At 37.8% G+C, this 16896-nt stretch carries 10 protein-coding genes and 1 tRNA gene; 6 read left to right on the top strand and 5 right to left on the bottom strand.

Annotation, left to right across the window (positions count from 1 at the left end; translation table 11 throughout):
* The first annotated feature begins 256 nt into the window (after nt 1–256).
* Nucleotides 257–3319, top strand: coding sequence for a T9SS type A sorting domain-containing protein (locus J0M08_12325; protein MBN8703845.1), 3063 nt, complete (start codon nt 257–259; stop codon nt 3317–3319).
* Nucleotides 3320–3474: 155 nt separating this feature from the next.
* Nucleotides 3475–4335: a hypothetical protein gene (locus J0M08_12330; GenBank protein MBN8703846.1), complete on the top strand. Its 861-nt coding sequence runs from the start codon at nt 3475–3477 to the stop codon at nt 4333–4335.
* On the opposite strand, the gene J0M08_12335 is transcribed toward J0M08_12330, so the two are convergent.
* Nucleotides 4318–4878: a gamma-glutamyl-gamma-aminobutyrate hydrolase family protein gene (locus J0M08_12335; protein ID MBN8703847.1), complete on the bottom strand. Its 561-nt coding sequence runs from the start codon at nt 4876–4878 to the stop codon at nt 4318–4320. The genes J0M08_12330 and J0M08_12335 overlap by 18 nt on opposite strands.
* A 29-nt stretch (nt 4879–4907) precedes the next feature.
* On the opposite strand from J0M08_12335, the gene J0M08_12340 reads away from it, so the two are divergent.
* The gene (locus J0M08_12340) at nt 4908–5204 is read left to right on the top strand and encodes a hypothetical protein (protein ID MBN8703848.1); all 297 of its coding nucleotides are present in this window, start codon (nt 4908–4910) and stop codon (nt 5202–5204) included.
* A 25-nt stretch (nt 5205–5229) separates the two neighbouring features.
* Here the strand turns inward: J0M08_12340 and J0M08_12345 are convergent, their stop codons facing one another.
* From J0M08_12345 to J0M08_12355, 3 genes are read right to left on the bottom strand one after another with little or no spacing between them, the layout of a single operon-like run.
* Nucleotides 5230–6222 carry a type IX secretion system membrane protein PorP/SprF gene (locus J0M08_12345; protein MBN8703849.1) on the bottom strand — a complete coding sequence of 331 codons (993 nt, stop codon included), beginning with the start codon at nt 6220–6222 and terminating at the stop codon, nt 5230–5232.
* On the bottom strand, nt 6219–7745 hold the full coding sequence (locus J0M08_12350) for a PD40 domain-containing protein (protein ID MBN8703850.1): 1527 nt from the start codon (nt 7743–7745) through the stop codon (nt 6219–6221). The genes J0M08_12345 and J0M08_12350 overlap by 4 nt, the downstream gene beginning before the upstream one ends.
* Before the next feature lie 19 nt (nt 7746–7764).
* Nucleotides 7765–13800, bottom strand: a complete 6036-nt coding sequence (locus J0M08_12355) for a PKD domain-containing protein (GenBank protein ID MBN8703851.1) — start codon at nt 13798–13800, stop codon at nt 7765–7767.
* 294 nt (nt 13801–14094) lie between these two features.
* Between J0M08_12355 and J0M08_12360 the strand changes: the two genes are divergently transcribed.
* Both J0M08_12360 and J0M08_12365 read left to right on the top strand, forming a co-directional pair.
* Nucleotides 14095–14171 (top strand) — tRNA-Ile (locus tag J0M08_12360).
* A gap of 46 nt (nt 14172–14217) precedes the next feature.
* Nucleotides 14218–14502: a GIY-YIG nuclease family protein gene (locus tag J0M08_12365; protein ID MBN8703852.1), complete on the top strand. Its 285-nt coding sequence runs from the start codon at nt 14218–14220 to the stop codon at nt 14500–14502.
* Here J0M08_12365 and J0M08_12370 read toward each other — a convergent pair.
* Nucleotides 14480–16084 carry a recombinase family protein gene (locus J0M08_12370; protein ID MBN8703853.1) on the bottom strand — a complete coding sequence of 535 codons (1605 nt, stop codon included), beginning with the start codon at nt 16082–16084 and terminating at the stop codon, nt 14480–14482. The genes J0M08_12365 and J0M08_12370 overlap by 23 nt on opposite strands.
* Nucleotides 16085–16574: 490 nt before the next feature.
* Here J0M08_12370 and J0M08_12375 point away from each other — a divergent pair, with 490 nt between their 5' ends.
* Nucleotides 16575–16826 carry a hypothetical protein gene (locus tag J0M08_12375; protein MBN8703854.1) on the top strand — a complete coding sequence of 84 codons (252 nt, stop codon included), beginning with the start codon at nt 16575–16577 and terminating at the stop codon, nt 16824–16826.
* The last annotated feature ends 70 nt before the right edge of the window (nt 16827–16896 follow it).

The raw sequence follows: 16896 nt of genomic DNA on the forward strand, positions 1-16896 counted from the left end.
AATATACTGAATTATAACGCAGACTAGGCAACTTTATTGAATATCAATTTTGAGTTTTGCTTATCTACAACACAGTACAAAAACAACTTTGATTTAGAATTACTTTTTACTATATTAGGTATGCAATTCACTGAAACACTATCACTTTATTCTATTACACATCAAATCAATTATTTAATCCACTGCTTTTATAAAAACCAAACAGGTATTTGTGTATAGTGAAATGCAACAAAACAATTCAAAAACTTAAACTAGAATGAAAAAAATATTCCTACCCATCTTAATCTTTGCACAAAGCTTTGTAAGTGCACAAACAAAAGGAAGAACCTGCGGAACTAAAATTTTGCCCGATGAATATGAAGTTTGGGTTGAACAAACTAAAAATGGTCTGAACGGCAAACACGGCACTATTCAACTTCAATCGAACTATAATCTACCAACCATTATCCATATTGTACATTCAGGAGCTGCAATTGGAAGCGGAGATAATATTACCACTGCACAAGCCCTTTCACAGTTTACAGTATTAAACGAACGGTTCAACAAACAAAATGCCGACACCATAAATATTCCTAATGTGTGGAAGCCAATTGCTGCAAATTGCAATATCAATTTTTGCCCTGCAACAATCGACCCAAATGGCAACACCTTGGCTCAACCGGGAGTTGAGCGAATAAATGCCGTTTCAAAAGGCTGGGGCACAGCGCCATTTAGCGCATCATATATTGACAACACCATAAAGCCACAAACAATCTGGGATCCAAACAAATACTTTAATATTTGGTGTATTGATTTAGGGTCCGGATTATTGGGATACGCCACATTTCCAAATCCGGGAACATCCGGAATGGCAGGAATTCCTAGCGCATATTGGGGAACAACTACCGATGACGGCATAGTAATTACATACGATGCATTTGGGAATGTAGGCAATCTAAACTCATCCTTTAACAAAGGATTAACAGCAGTGCACGAAGCCGGCCACTGGCTTGGGTTACGACACATTTGGGGAGATGCTTCTTGCGGCAACGATTATTGCAATGATACCCCACCTGCATCCGGATCCAACTCAGGCTGCCACACTTTCCCTTATAGTCAAGGCTCTTGCTCCGGAAACGCTGTAAACGGGGAAATGTTTATCAACTACATGGACTACTCGGACGATAATTGCATGTACATGTTTAGTAATGACCAAAAAAAAAGAATGATTGCAATTTTAAATGGTAGTCCAATGCGTATGAGCTTGGCAGGATCTACCAATTGCGCAACAGGACCCAAGAGTATTACACTTACCCAACCCAATGGTGGCGATACAATTGCCACTTGTCAATATTTAATACAATGGAATTCCTCCGGACCTATATCCAACAAGTACAACATAGACTATTCTCTTGACAGCGGAAGCACCTGGAATAGTATTGTGAGTAATGTATCAATTACAAACAATCAATACAACTGGGCGTTGCCAGCGGGCATAAACTCTGCAAAAGCATTGATACGAATTTCTGACTTTATAAATACATCTGTTGTAGATAGCAGCAACAGCGTACTTACATTAAATACAGTTGCAACAAACACACTAACGATTATCAATCCAACAGGTGGAGAATTAATTACATTGCCCACAACCTATACCATCAATTGGTCGGCATCAGGAAGTTTAACAGGTCCCTTTAGTATTGATTATTCCAGCAACAACGGAAACTCTTGGAACTCCATAACAACCATTGCAAACAATGGCAGTTATTTATGGACTATCCCTTCTATTCCATCTACCACATTGGCTTTAATACGAATTAGTGAAAATAACAATACGTGTAACGCAACTAGTAGCGATTCTATTTTCTCTATTTTCAATCCCAATGCAAGCGCAAATGATGAATGCCACCTTGCAATACCAATAAGCATTTCAGCAAATGCAAATTCTTGTAGCAATGTTACCGTAAATACCATTAATGCAACAGAGTCGAACGAAAACTCAAGCTGCTGGATTCCCTCAACACTTTACGATGTATGGTATTCCTTTACACCAACCGTAACAGCTGTTGGAATAAACATATCCAATTCCAATCAAGCATCCAACATTGCATACTCCTTGTATTCCGGCACATGCAACAGTTTAACAGAATTAGATTGTGATGTATATAACTCCTCTATTTTGTCAGGATTAACAACAGGACAAACCTACTACTTGCGTGTAATGTTTGATAATTCCTCTACGACAGGCACCTTTGATTTGTGTTTATATGAAATTCCAGTTCCTACTAACGACAACTGTTCCGGAGCTATTCCTTTAGCGGTAAACACTATGTGTATTTTAACACCCGGGAACACGATTAATGCAACAGAAAACTTCCCAACCTGCTCAGGCAGCGATGACGCATTAGATACATGGTACTCGTTTACAGCAACTGCAACATCAATAAAATTAACTCTATCAAGTAATGGAACTTTTGATGCGGTGGCACAAGTATATAATGCTTGCAATGGCTCATCTATTGCCGGTTGCATAGATCAAGCATACTCAGGAGGGACAGAAATTAAACTTATTTCAGGATTAACCATTGGACAAACCTACTACATACGTGTGTATGATTACAATGGAATAACCGGAAGTTTTGATATCTGTTTAGAATCAATTGCGCCAATAACAAATGATGCGTGTTCCTCGGCAATCACATTCTCCATGTCGAGTAGTTTTTCTTCTTGCTCTTACACAAGTGCTAATACTTACGGTGCATCGCACTCTCAAGCAAATAGCAGTTGTTGGTCCAACTCAAATGACGATGATGTTTGGTATCAGTTTGTTGCAACGCATACCGGTGGCGAATTTTTCTTTAGCAATTTAAGCAGCACACAAGGAGATGCAGGATGGACGGTATTTTCAAACACTTGCAATTCATTGACAGTAGTTGATTGTGGGGGCAATCCATATTTCGACAATATTGTTTCCGGATTAACGATTGGACAAACTTATTATGCAAATGTATTTTATGTTGGGCAATTAAACACAGGAACATTCGATTTCTGCTTGGTAGGAGACAACATGTTGGAAATAGCAGAAAACAGGGGGAGTGAACAATTTTTAGTTTATCCAAATCCAACAAAAGAAATACTTACTATCAAACATCTTAATGAATTAGAAAACAAGGAGGCCTCCTTAAAGCTTACATCGGCAGATGGGAAAGAAATATACAAAAATCAATTACATGCTAACGAACCGCTACTAATAAACTTAGAAGGTGTTGCAAATGGATTGTATTTTCTAACAATTCAAACCGGCACATCTGTTTACAGCAAAAAAATAATAAAAGAATAAACTCCTTAGTTACTTTACCTCTATTAATAAAAAGGTTGTCTAAAATAAAAATTAGGCAACCTTTTTATTTTTTTGCGTCTATCTTATAAACACAAACAACTACTGCATGACAGACAACTACTTTTTTCAATGTTTAACCTATAAAACAATCAATTATGAAAAAAGTAAAAATCATTTCTTTGTTGGCTTGCCTAGCAAGCTGTAACAATGCCGTTGTATTAGCTCAACAAGCCGAGGCAAATCACTCTAAATTAAAATTAAGTTCAGTTGGGGTAAGTACAACCCACGGAAACATTAAATCGGACGGAGGATATAATAGTATTATACATCGAACCGGGAAAAGTAAAGAGTTGGAAAAATTAGACTCGAGCTTTAACCAACTAAATGACAATTATGATTACAAAGTATCTTCCTTTGGAATTGAGTTCGGATTCCATCCTTACAGTAAAAAGCTAAACACCTTCAACAAAAACAAGTTGATTTTCGTGGGTTTAAATATAGGTTCGGAAGGAGGGAATTGTAGCCTAAATCTGAATAGGCGAGGCCAACTAATAAATGATGGCGATACCACAACACATATAGGAGTTAATTACCACGAATTTATACGAACCCTAGGGCTGGATTTTAAATTTGTTCACACCTTACCAATAAATGAAAAATTAAAAATATACTATGGAATAGGGGGCGGAATTACAAAATCTATCGGTGGTCATACATCTAGGGTGCAGGATACAACGGTGTATATTGGCACAGAACCATTAGAGACATCCGAATCAGGAATGTCTGCACACCTATACAAACACAGCCCTTTAATTCGTTTACAAGCATATGTCCCTTTAGGACTTGCATATCAATTAGCAAAAACAAAGCCAATTTTTAAAAATATTACTTTATTTGCGGAAGGTAGAATTACCGGAGGTATTGCCTATAGGGGTTCAAATAGTTTTATGATTACACTGTCCGGCAACATGAATTATTCATTTGGAGTACGATACAATCTATTTAAGGGCGCTTAGCTGTAAAAAATTGTGGAGCAGTTTCATTCCGTTGTTTCCTGAAGCTTCTGGGTGAAACTGCACTCCATACATATTTTTTTCTTTGTGCTTCATGGCCTCTACCGGATAATCAGAAGAAGAAGCAAGCAAATCAAAATTTGTAGGGAGTGTAATGCCCTCGGTGTGGTCTTCTTGAAAACGCAGCGTTTCAATATCTGTAAAAATAAAATCATTCTTTATTACGGTAAGATTTACTTTTTCCCTGTTTTCATTACCTAGAAAAACTGTTGCTCCATTTAATAACCCTATTAATTGATGCCCGAAACAAATACCCAGGATTGGAATGTTGAGTGTATGTAAAAAAGAAAATTTAGTTGTGTAAGTACTTGTGTCAACTTTTGTTAACAAAGCAGGCGCTCCGCTTAAAATAAGGGCTCGTGCTGATACAAAAGCTTCTTCAGAGCACTTGTCCCATTTTACAACAGTTGCATTAAATTCACATTGCTCTACACACTCCTTTATTAAAGGTGTTTTAGAACTACCAAAATCAATAATAAAAATCATTGTTGTAAATTAGCATAAATTTATGCTGCGTGCTGCGTTACCATAAAAAATATTTGCCAATTACTATTTTATTCGAAAGCTTTCGATTAAAGCCTATACGCGCAATTTTTCGTCCACACGCATACATTGACGGAGCTTCAAAATACAGTTGCGAATGTCAGATAGATAGTCCAAAAAAAGAAATATACAAAGGTGATGAATTGGTACTAAAAGCTACACTACTTTCTCCCGTTGGGTTTGGAGAACATCTAAAAATTGGCACATTACTTACCTTGCGAGACGGTGTTGAAGTTGTTGGCAAAGCTGTTGTATTGGAAATAAATTAAATATTCTTTTCTGTTAAATACTCCCTCAAAATTTCGGACAAGGAGCTAAACGCGTATTTCTTTTTTTCTTCTTACGACAAATTTTATAATACGCAACCACCTCATGCGCCCCACCACTTAAGGGTGTTAAGCGGGATATAGTGATATCATAACTGTATCCAAAATGAAATTTATCGTTAGAAAAAGATATTAATAAATTCACCGCATCATTAGTAGAATAGCCTTGCTTAGGTTTATTAATAAACGGAATACCTCTATACCACAAGCCAAAATTTAAAGCTCCAGGATCATAATAAAGACCAAAGCTTGCTTGGTTAAATTTATTTTGGTGCATATAATTAAAGCAAGGAATCAAATATTTGGTTTCAGCCTTTCGAGGTGGGTCGTTTAATTTAATTCGCAATCCACTGTGCACAGATGTTTTCATTGGCAATTCTGCATAAACGGTAGAAATTGCTTCATTAGGCTTATTCAGATGGTTTACAGAAACACCCACCCACAACATATCTGTATAAAAAACACTACCTGCACTTAAGTCTAAAAACGACCTGCTTGATACCGCATTATCTAAGCTAGGTACATTGCCACCACGAGCAATTTGATCGCCAAAAAGTAGATTGTTATAATTAATACTTTTCTGAACATAGCCTGCTTGCATACCAAACCGCCAGGACATTTTTCTTGTTATAAGGGCTTCGTAAGAATAATTGACATTTACCAAATTCGTTTTCAAATTTCCGGTGCCTGCAACATCAGTTGCTGCAACTATTCCCAAGCCACTATTAATTTTTGGCAAACAATCATCATACGAAAACAAATACGTATTGTAGCCTTTATTTACGCCCGACCATTGATTACGTGATGCAAAACTCAACTTAGAACACTTTTCCATTCCGGCAAATGCGGGATTCAAATACATAGGCACTGCATAAAACTGTGTAAAATGAATATCCTGCGCCACTACTGTCTTTGCAAACAATAACAACAAACAAAACATATATTTTACAACTATTCTCATTTTTTTAGTACAAATTTTTTAGTCGTTGCATCTCCTTTGTTGTATGTATACTTTTCACTAGAAATTGTATTGTCTAAATCTTGCAGCAGTACTTCGTATTTCTTCCCGGGCTCAACTATCAAAATAAAACTTCCCGTATATGCATTGGAAGTATAAGCGCCCACCATCTTGCCACTAGAAATGTCAATTAATTTTATTTTTCCACCTTGTATACCCAATCCTGATTGACTTTCAAGCTTGCATGCAATTACAACATATTTTTCTGCGTCCGAAATAAATGAAACTTTGTAGATATCAGACTGCCCAAATCCACCCTCGCGTTCTGAAGAAAAATAACCCGCATTCCCATTTGTGTTTAGCACAAAGAAAATATCATCGCCACAGGTATTAATTGGATACCCTATATTTTCTGGTTTACCAAAAGAGGAAGAATCCTTTTCGAAATAAGATTTAAACACATCATATCCACCCATATTAGAAAGATGTCCCTGCGAACTAAAAAACAACAAATTCTCTTTTGGATGAATAAATGGAGCGTCTTCATCGTAAGGAGTATTGATGTTTTTTCCTAAATTAAATGGCTTTCCCCATTTTCCGTTTAGCAGTTTCTTAATCACATATAAGTCTTTGCCACCAAAGCCCCCGGGCATATCACTTGAAAAATAAATACACTCGCCATCCGGAGCGTAACAGGCGCTTGTTTCAACATAGTCTTTTGAATTAATTGCTACATCCAATAGTTCTGATTTGCGCCATGAAACTCCATCAAAAGTAGATGTATAAAACTCTCCACTCATTAACGTATCACTGGAACGATAAATAATCATTTTTTGTCCATCTGCCGAAACCCCCGTACAGGCGTCATTTCCTTCAGTATTAATATTCTCCAACGTATTCGTTGGAATTGCCCATTCGTTACCCTCCCTTCTCGAAACAAAAACATCTTCATAAAAATCTCCTAACATACTTTTATTTCCACCTTTGTTCGAAGCTCGTTTTGATGTAAACACAAGATACGATTCATCAGCAGGAATAAGCGGTGCATACTCGGGTTCAGAAGTATTTATTTTACCACCTGCATTCTCAATTAAGATATCTGTTAGCGGATGAGCCTCCGCGTATTTTGCATACAAACTTTTGGCAATTAAATTATTTACTTCATAAAAAGAATGTTCTTTACCGGAGCTGCTATTTTGGTAGCGATAATAACTCTCCAATGCTTTATCATACTGGGCTTTCATATGATAAGTTTGCCCCAAATAATAATACACATCCTCTGCATCATACCCTATTGCCTTTTGAAAATAAGAATGAGCCTGAGTTCTCATTGATTTAATTTCAAACAAACAAACGCCTATTTTGTAATTATACTCTTTATCCGTAGAGTCAATGGAATACAATTGCTTGTAGATAGCAAGCGCATTTACATAATCAGCTGCATCCAGCTTTGCATTTGCATTTTTTAACAAGCGCAATGAATTTACCTTTTGCGCAAAAGCCGAAACCCCTATAAATAGAGACACACAAAAGACAACAATTATTTTAGCGCAACAACGTAACATCACCTGTTTTATTAATTTTTTTACCATCTACAAACTTGCCTTCTACTTTAAATATATAAACTCCTTGTTGACAAATTTTATGTTTCAAATACCCATTCCAGCCACGATTTACTTCGTGTGTCTCAAATATCAATTCTCCCCATCTATCAAAAATAAGTAGATGGTACTCTACCACTCCCGCTGCGTAAGGGAAAAATATATTATTATCTAAACTATTAACATCGTAATATCCGTCCGACTCATTATCCGGATCGGGAGTAAACGCATTGGGGAACGTTAAATTTTGATTTGCCTTAATTGTAACAGATGCTGTATCACTACAACCATAAGCATTTGAAGCTACTAACCAAATATCATATACTCCGGGATTCTGATATACATTAACAGGATTCGTTTGGGTAGAAAAATTTCCATCTCCAAAAGTCCAATAGTATGATGCAGCACCAATAGATAAGTTGGTGCATTTCAGCGTATCGCTTGGCAATGTGAGTATCGTAGAATTTACTGAAAACAAGGCATCTGGAATAGAAAATGCCTGTACAACAAAAGGAGTTAAACTATTTGTATTTGTACACCCTTGACTTGTTGTAACAATTAATGTAACACTATATGTACCAGCACTTGTGTAGGTGTGCGTATTAATTTGATTAGTAGAAGTAACACCATCACCAAAATTCCAAAACCAAGATGTGATAGGGTCTGCAACATTACCTGTAATAGAAGCGTCTGAAAACTGAACAGTTATTGGTGTGCAACCGGAAATAGTATCTGCCATTATAACTACTGTTGGAGGCGGATTAAACAAAACTTGTACAGAATCAGTTACCGATACACCACATGAATTAACAACCGTAACAACATATGTGGTAGGTTGTGTAGGCGTAACCGTAAATGTTCCCGGGGAATTTCCCAATCCTTGATTCCACGTATATGCAAGTTGACCCGGATTCCCAGCAACAGAAACATATACTTGTGTACTCTGTCCCGGACAAATTGGAGTAGTAGCATGTACCACCACACTTGCACCTGCAAGATTAATTACCTCTACATGCGCTGTATCTGCTTGATAAGAACATCCATTTTGATCGTAGGCTATTATTGTATAATTGGTAGTAGTTGTTGGAGACACTACCTGCACTGAGTCATTTCCGGGTAATCCCGGAATCCAACTGTACGAATAACTTCCTCCTCCACCTGTTGCTGTTGCACTAATAGAAACCGATTGTCCAAAACAAATACTATCCAACGTGCCGGCAATTGCTATTACAGGCAAGGGCTCAGAAAGTGTAACAACCAAAGTATCTTTACAATTATTTGCATCACTAACTAAAAGAGTATACGAGCCCACGATTAAACCTGTTGCAAATACTGTTGTTTGAGCGGTTCCTTGCCAACTGTATTGATAGTTGGGAGTTCCTCCGGAAACTGAAGCTGATGCACTTCCATTATTTCCTGCATAACAAGTAGGGTTCGTGATACTAGTTGTGGCAGTTGCTAGTACAGCAGGTTGATTAATAATAAACAAGCTTGTATCTGTACATAAATTCTGATCGGTAACTGTTAGTGAATAAACCCCTGCCGTCAAATTGCTTACCACGGAAGAGCTTGCCAAAAGTGAGCTCCAACTATATTGATAAGAGCCGCTTCCACCCACAACACTTGCAGAAATAACTCCATTGGCATCTCCATAACAACTTACTGCTACCACCGAATTTGTCTGAATCAAAAGCTGTGCAGGTTCGGTAATAGTTACAGTATTGGTGGTAGAACAATTGTTTGCATCCGAAATAGTTGCTTGATACATTGCTGCTGGCAAACCCGAAATACCGAATGTAGTTGCACCATTACTCCAATAATAGGTGTAAGGTGTTTTTCCGCCTGTTACAATAAGAGACGCATCTCCGGTTGTCCCCGAATAACAAAGCACATTCGTAAATACAACAGAAGAGGTAAGTAGCGCAGGTTGATTCACAAAAAATGCCGTAGAAGAAACACACCCTGTACTATCCGTAACTGTTGCTGTGTACAACCCTGCACATAATCCCGTTACGGTAGTTGAAGTAGAACCATTAAACCACACATACGAATATGGAGCTCTACCACCAACACTGCCAACTGTTCCCGCTCCATTACATTGACCAAAACATGTTATGGTTGTAGTTGCAAGTGGTTGCGCAGTAACGCCCGGCTCGTTAAATATCTGCACATTGGTAGTTTGGTTGCAACCAGCGCCATCTGTGATAGTGGCTTGGTAATTTGCAGATACCAAGCTGGTTGCAGTAGCTGTTGTTTGTCCATTATTCCAAACAAATGAGAATGCACCCGAACCGCCTGCTGCTGCAATAGTTGCAGAGCCATTGCTTTGAAAGCAGGTAGCGTTGCTAAATGAAATAGTGTGAGTTATAGCAGGAGGCTGTGTAATAGATGTTGTTTCCGTTAAAACACAAAATTCTGCATCTGTAACAGTAAGACCATATACTCCTATTGGTAAACTGCTAATGGTGCTATTGGTGTTATTTATACTCCACAGAAATTTATACGGAGCTGTACCTCCACTAACTACTGCCGATGCAGCCCCATTACTTCCGCTATTGCAGGTTACAAAACTTGGTGTAATTACCATACTAAGAGCTGCAGGTTCTGTAATTACTAATGTATTATTAATAATACTGCACCCATTATTATCGGTAATGGTAACAGTGTAATTGCCCATTGTTAAATTAGAAATACTGTTGCCCATATTGGCTGTAGGTTGCCAATTATAAAAATAAGGAGCAGTCCCCCCAAAAACAGCAACTTGGATATTTCCATCAGATCCTGCATTACAACTTACGTTATTGATAGCCACAACAGACATAGACAATGCTGATGAGGGTTGCGTAACAGTTGTTGTTCCAATTGAAAAGCAATTTTTAGAATCTGTTACGGTAACAGTATAGATACCACTTGTAAGAGCGCTTGCTAGTGATGCAGATTGCGAGCTTGCATTAGAACTCCACAAATACATATATGGTACTGATGCTCCGAAAGCAGAAACCATCGCTGTTCCATTACTTCCTGCAAAGCAACTAACATTAGTTGTGGTTACTGTTAATGACGGTGCGGGAGTTAAAACTACCAATTGTGTATCTTTTGTTGCTGCACATTGTCCATTATTTGCTGATGTAAAAACAAGTTGGACGGAGCCATTTTGAATATCAACAATAGATGGTGTATAATTTACACTAAGTGATGTAGTAGATGGAGAAAAAATTCCCGATCCGAATGTTGACCATATACCTTGGCCGGTTGAAACACTTGTAGATACCGCAAACGAATTTCCATTCCCACAGATACTATCTGATGAAGTAATAGCAATAGAAATAAAATCGGGAACCGATACAACCACTGTATCTGATTTTGCAGCACACGCACCATTTCCAATGGTAGTAAGAATAAGAGTTACACTACCATTTGTAGTATCTGTTGTACTAAAAACATATCTAGCATTTAAAGTACTGTCATTCGGCAGAAACACTCCCGTTCCGCTACTACTCCACCTTCCACCGGAAGAAATTTTAACTTGTCCATTTAAGGTAATATCTGGACTACAAACAGTAGTATCATTTCCGGCACTTACAGCAATTGAATCGGGTGTAATAGTAACTCTTGTATAATCAACAACAGGAACACAGCCCGCATTACCTGTACTTGTTAATGTAAGCGTTAATGTTCCAATAGACACATCTGCAACACTTGGAATATATGTGTTTGTAAGCGATGTAGCATTTGGGGTAAAAACACCGGAGCCACTTGTTGTCCACAAACCTCCAGAAGCATTTTGTACCAAGCCATTCAATGCCACATTCAAAATAGACGCACAAACAGAGATATCAGCTCCCGCATTTGCAACTGGCGCATCGGAAATTGTAAGTACCGTAATATCTGTAGCTGCATTACATGTAGCATTTCCCGTTGTTGTTGCAGTGAAAGTTAGCACCCCTAAGGCAGTATCTGCACTACTCGGAACATAAGTTGCAGCAGCAGTTGTAGCATTAGGACTAAATGCACCGGTTCCATTGGTAGTCCAAACCATTCCGCTAGCACTTGTTACCGTTGCACCCAATACAGATGAGGCATTATTTGCACAAACCGTTTTATCACTTATTGCAGTAATAGTTGGCTGCGTATGAATTGTAAGAACCCGAATAGCAGTATCCGTGCAACCGATGTTCGTACTCGCTGTAAGAACAACAGTATAAGTACCTCCCGTAATATAAGCATGTGTTGGATTTTGAGAGGTGGATGTTCCTGCATCACCAAAATTCCAAGACCATGAATTGATCGTTGCGTTAGAAGATTTAGTAGAGTTGTCTGTAAAGGAAACCACGCTTCCGGAACACTTTGGAGCATCGTGTGTAAAGGATGCATTTACAAATCCCACTAAAATTGGAGCAACAGCTGTATCGGCACAAGTAGTTCCTTTGTTTACAATTAGTGTAACAGAGTATGTGCCGGGAGTATAGGTATATGTAGGAAATTGTGCAGTCGAAGTATCTGCATTGGTAGATGGGTCTCCAAAGTTCCACCACCAATTTGTTGCATTTGGATCTACATTCGAAAATGTATGCGAGCTCCCACTGCATACAGACATAGGATTTAGCAAGGCTTGTGCGTCAGGAGGACAGTTAACAATATTAAATTGAAAATCACGAATCGTTTCTCCGATATATATTCCGTTTCTGTATTCCTTTACTTTTATTCCAACTACATATTGCCCTAATGCACTTGGAGTACCCGAAAGCAAACCTGTTACAGGATTCAGTGTCAATGGAGCACCTCCCAATGGGTTGGTGGACGAGAATCCTCCTAAAAATGTAATTGGAGTAAAAATAGCTGTATTGCCTGAAAATGTTGGATCTAGAGCCCCTACTCCATTATCTCCGTCATAAGGAGTATAAAAAGAATATACCAACGAATCACCATCTGGATCTGTGGCTGCATGGTCAAACGTAAAAGGCTCTCCGGCACATAAAAACAATGGAGGAAATAAATTAAAGACAGGGTCGCTATTGCTTACAAAATCATTGGTGTAAACATCCACATTATCTATTCTATACAGCTCCGTACTTGGTGAGTTTGCATCGTAATGCACCTTAACCATTATTTGCAGGGTATTGCCAATCAATCCCGTAACGCTCGAAACAGCCGAAGTAAAATCATCTGCAAAAAAACTATTTGTTGCAAATGGAGTCCAAGCCCCACCGTTCAAACTATAAAACACTTGAATTGAATCATTGGCTTCGAGTGTTCCTGTTTCGTATAAATCAATATTTACATTTACGCCAGCTGCAATTGCCGATATATTTATACTTTGCGAAACCCAAGCAGCTTCGCCATTATTTGCACCCGAAAATTCAAATACGCCATTATTTACTTGAGCATAATTAGGCGGAGTAACACCCAAAGTCCTTGTCCAATCAGTAGTACCGACATCAGTAGTTGTATTGTTAGCTAAATTAAAATCTTCAAACCAGTTTACGGTATTGCCGGGGATATAGGCATAATAGCTCTCTCCCACGCAATTACAAGTAGCGTTGATATTTGTTAAACTTAAATTTCTAGCAATTAGTTGATAGTACAAATGATACCCCCCAGGATTGGCCGGTAAGTTAACTGTTCTGGTATAAAGCCCCTCCTCTACGCATGGCATAGGATTAGGAGGAAGTGCGCAACTATCCAAATTCGAAGGCACAGGAGTTACTGGTCCTAGCGATATATTAAAATCTCTACTTGTAGGAAATGTGGCACCATCATACCCCCTAACAACAACCGTTATACTATTAGGAAACGAAGCTGTTCCTGGAGAACAATCACGGTATAGCTTAAGAGTAACGGTATAATTGGAGCCTCCATTATGGATGTAGGTTAGCGAGCCACCTACTATATGTGTAGCAAAGGCAGAAGAAGACAAAAGCAGAAAAAGGCTTGCCAGCCAACAGTTATAAAAAAAATTAAATCCTTCTTTTGTACGCATTTCTTGCTACTTGAACGAGAATAAGTGAGATAAGTTGACAAAATACAAGGAATTTTATTCACAAAATGCAGATTAGCTAAACATAAATAAAGTATCGAAAACACAATGGTTACACTAACTTTAATTTGATTTGTATATTTTACCTTTATTAGCTATTTTCGCTATCTCTTTAAAAGGGGCCTTTAGTTCTCCCGATAGTTATCGGGAGGTTAGAGCAACAGACAGCCCCGATAGCCATCAAGGCTGTGGGTGGTTGGGTTAAATATATTTGTTCTTTTTTAGTTTTATTTATAGGGGCCTTTAGCTCATTCGGTTAGAGCAACAGACTCATAATCTGTGGGTGGTTGGTTCGATTCCAACAAGGCCCACCACAAAAACCTTCTAAACATAATTAGTTTAGAAGGTTTTTTCATTCTTATGCCAAGCTGCTACATTATTTTTAGTAAAAAGTTGAATCGCTTTTATACAGGGGCAACTCAAGATTCCGTAGATGTGAAAATTGCAAAACATAATAATCACTTCTATGGTAATTCTCATTTTACTGCTAAGGCTAGTGATTGGGAGCTTTTTCTGTATATCGAGTGCAACACTTTTAATCAAGCGTTAAAAATAGAAAAGCACATCAAAAAAATGAAAAGCGCACAGTATATTAAAAATCTAAAATCTTATCCGGAATTAGTTACAAAACTGAAAAACTTATAACACAGACTCCCCCGATAGCTATCGGGGCTGTGGGTGGTTGGTTCGATTCCAACAAGGCCCACCAAATGGGAGAGTCGGTAAAATTTACGGATTCTCCCATTTTATTTTTAGTATTCATTCTCTTTCTATTCCCCCTACCGCCCTTGTATTTACTGATATAGCTATAAGGGGTAAGAAAATCAAGCCCAATTTTTTTGTCCCTTAAAGAATGGTTCGTTCCACTTTTTTGTAAAATCGATTTTATTTTATTCATTTCAGTTGAGGAAGCTATACTTGCAGCACTGTGAGCGACTTTTAGCCAATCTCTCAATGGTTCGAGCCATAATAACCCTTTTTGCCCCAAACCTGTCTTTCTTTGTTGAAGACTTTGCTTTTCGTTGATAATTTCCGATTTCTTTTTAAGGTATGTATCCTTATCAATTATACCCTCCAGAAAACCATTAACCAATTTGTCCAACACAATATCCACTTCTTTTAATTTGCTATCCAGATTTTGGGCAAAAAGGATTATTTCTCCTTGACTTTCCTTTTCCCATAAATCAATTTGAGCCTGCATTTTATGAACCCATTCATCAGGCAGGGAAATCTTTTGAAGCTCCGCCCTCAGTTGACTTAACATTAAATCTTCCCTTAAATATCCCTGTGAACATTTCACGCGCTTTTTTGTGCAGCGGTAATAACGGTAAGTTCCTCCGTTACCTTTTGCAAATTGAGCCGTTATTGCACATCCGCATTCCCCGCATGTTAATAGCCCGGTAAAACCAAAATCATGCCTGTGCTTACTTTTTCTTGGTTGGGAACGTTCTTTTAACCTCCTTTGCACTGCGTCAAAAGTCTCTCTACTTATTAGGGGCTCAAATTTTCCTTCGTGGTATTCTTCCTTATGTTTTATTACTCCATAATACAAAGGATTAGTGAGTATCCATTCCACTTTTGAAACACTTATCATTTTAGCGCTCTTACTTTCAATCCCCAAATATTTCAGGCGTTCCCTTGCGCTATTCATACTATACTTTCCATCGGCATAATCCATGAATAACTGTTTGATTATTTTAGCTTTTATAGGATCGGGCTCTATATTCCTTGTTTTGTAATTATTCGTATATCCAACAGGGGCTTTGCCTATCCACTCTCCACGCCTGATTTTTTGGCGGATTCCCCGTTTCACATTTTCTGAGAGATTATCAGAATAGTATTTGCTTTGCCCGAAAGCATTATTTAACATAAGCAATCCCTGGGGTGTGGGCTCAAACCAAAAAGTAGGAAAACGTAAGACAGAAATTTTTTTAATATCGATTAGATAAATTATTTGCCCTCCATCCATACTGTTCCGCGCCAGCCGGTCGGGATGCCAGGCAATGATTCCAATTGGTTCTTTGGTTTCATAAATCTTTGCTATCATCCTGTTGAATTCCATCCGCCCCGGTTGCTTTGCGCTTTTACTCTCCGTAAATGTTTCTATGATATTTATCTTTTCCTTGAGAGCATATTCCCTTAACTCAGTTAACTGTGCTTCTATTGACATTACCTGCCTTTCTTCCGATTCAGAAGACTTTCGGGCATAAAGAAAATAGTTAATCATCTTGTATTTATTAGTTATTTCTAAAAATAACTAAAAGTAAATCTTCATTTTATTATTGTGAACAACTTTTACTACCAGCTTTATTATTCCATAAAAAAACTGCCCGCTTCGCTATTTTATTTTTGTCATGGCCTTTGAATAACCAAAGACAATGCCAAAAATAAAATCCTTCGCACAGTTTGTAAGAAGTGAGTAAATGGCACTTGCCAAAGCAAACTAACCTTTTACTCACTACTTACAAACGCTTGCATAGTAAGACTACCAATAGATACGCCATTTTCGCACTTTCTATTCTATGTCTCTATTGGTAGACTTACTTTCCACACGCTTTAAAAGTGGTAATAGATAATCCACGCACTTTCTTAACTGCCATATTTTTTGTTACGGTTTTTGCAACATCCCTCTTAGTATAGTCTTTGAGTATTTTAATTTAAGACTATATTAAAGCAATTTCTCACGGGCAAAAACACGTACCAAAAAATATATGTATTTGTCTTTCCCTGACTTATCTATACATTCCTTAGCAGGAATAACGAACCATTCTTTAAGGGACAAAAAAATTGGGCTTGATTTTCTTACCCCTTATAGCTATATCAGTAAATACAAGGGCGGTAGGGGGAATAGAAAGAGAATGAATACTAAAAATAAAATGGGAGAATCCGTAAATTTTACCGACTCTCCCATTTGGTGGGCGTTACTGAAGCAAGTTAGAACCTTTTTTGAACAAGAGCAATTAAAATAGCCTGCTATTTTGCTTTTGCCTTGACACAAAAGCAATAAAAGGTCAAGGCTGCTAATAAATTTTGTTACGT

Source organism: Bacteroidota bacterium, from assembly GCA_017303975.1.
Classification (GTDB): Bacteria; Bacteroidota; Bacteroidia; order JAFLBG01; family JAFLBG01; genus JAFLBG01.

Coding starts and splice junctions, on each gene's coding strand:
- J0M08_12325 (MBN8703845.1), top strand. CDS start 257: ATGAAAAAAATATTCCTACCCATCTTAATCTTTGCACAAAGCTTTGTA.
- J0M08_12330 (MBN8703846.1), top strand. CDS start 3,475: ATGAAAAAAGTAAAAATCATTTCTTTGTTGGCTTGCCTAGCAAGCTGT.
- J0M08_12335 (MBN8703847.1), bottom strand. CDS start 4,878: ATGATTTTTATTATTGATTTTGGTAGTTCTAAAACACCTTTAATAAAG.
- J0M08_12345 (MBN8703849.1), bottom strand. CDS start 6,222: ATGAGAATAGTTGTAAAATATATGTTTTGTTTGTTGTTATTGTTTGCA.
- J0M08_12355 (MBN8703851.1), bottom strand. CDS start 13,800: ATGCGTACAAAAGAAGGATTTAATTTTTTTTATAACTGTTGGCTGGCA.
- J0M08_12365 (MBN8703852.1), top strand. CDS start 14,218: ATGCCAAGCTGCTACATTATTTTTAGTAAAAAGTTGAATCGCTTTTAT.
- J0M08_12370 (MBN8703853.1), bottom strand. CDS start 16,084: ATGATTAACTATTTTCTTTATGCCCGAAAGTCTTCTGAATCGGAAGAA.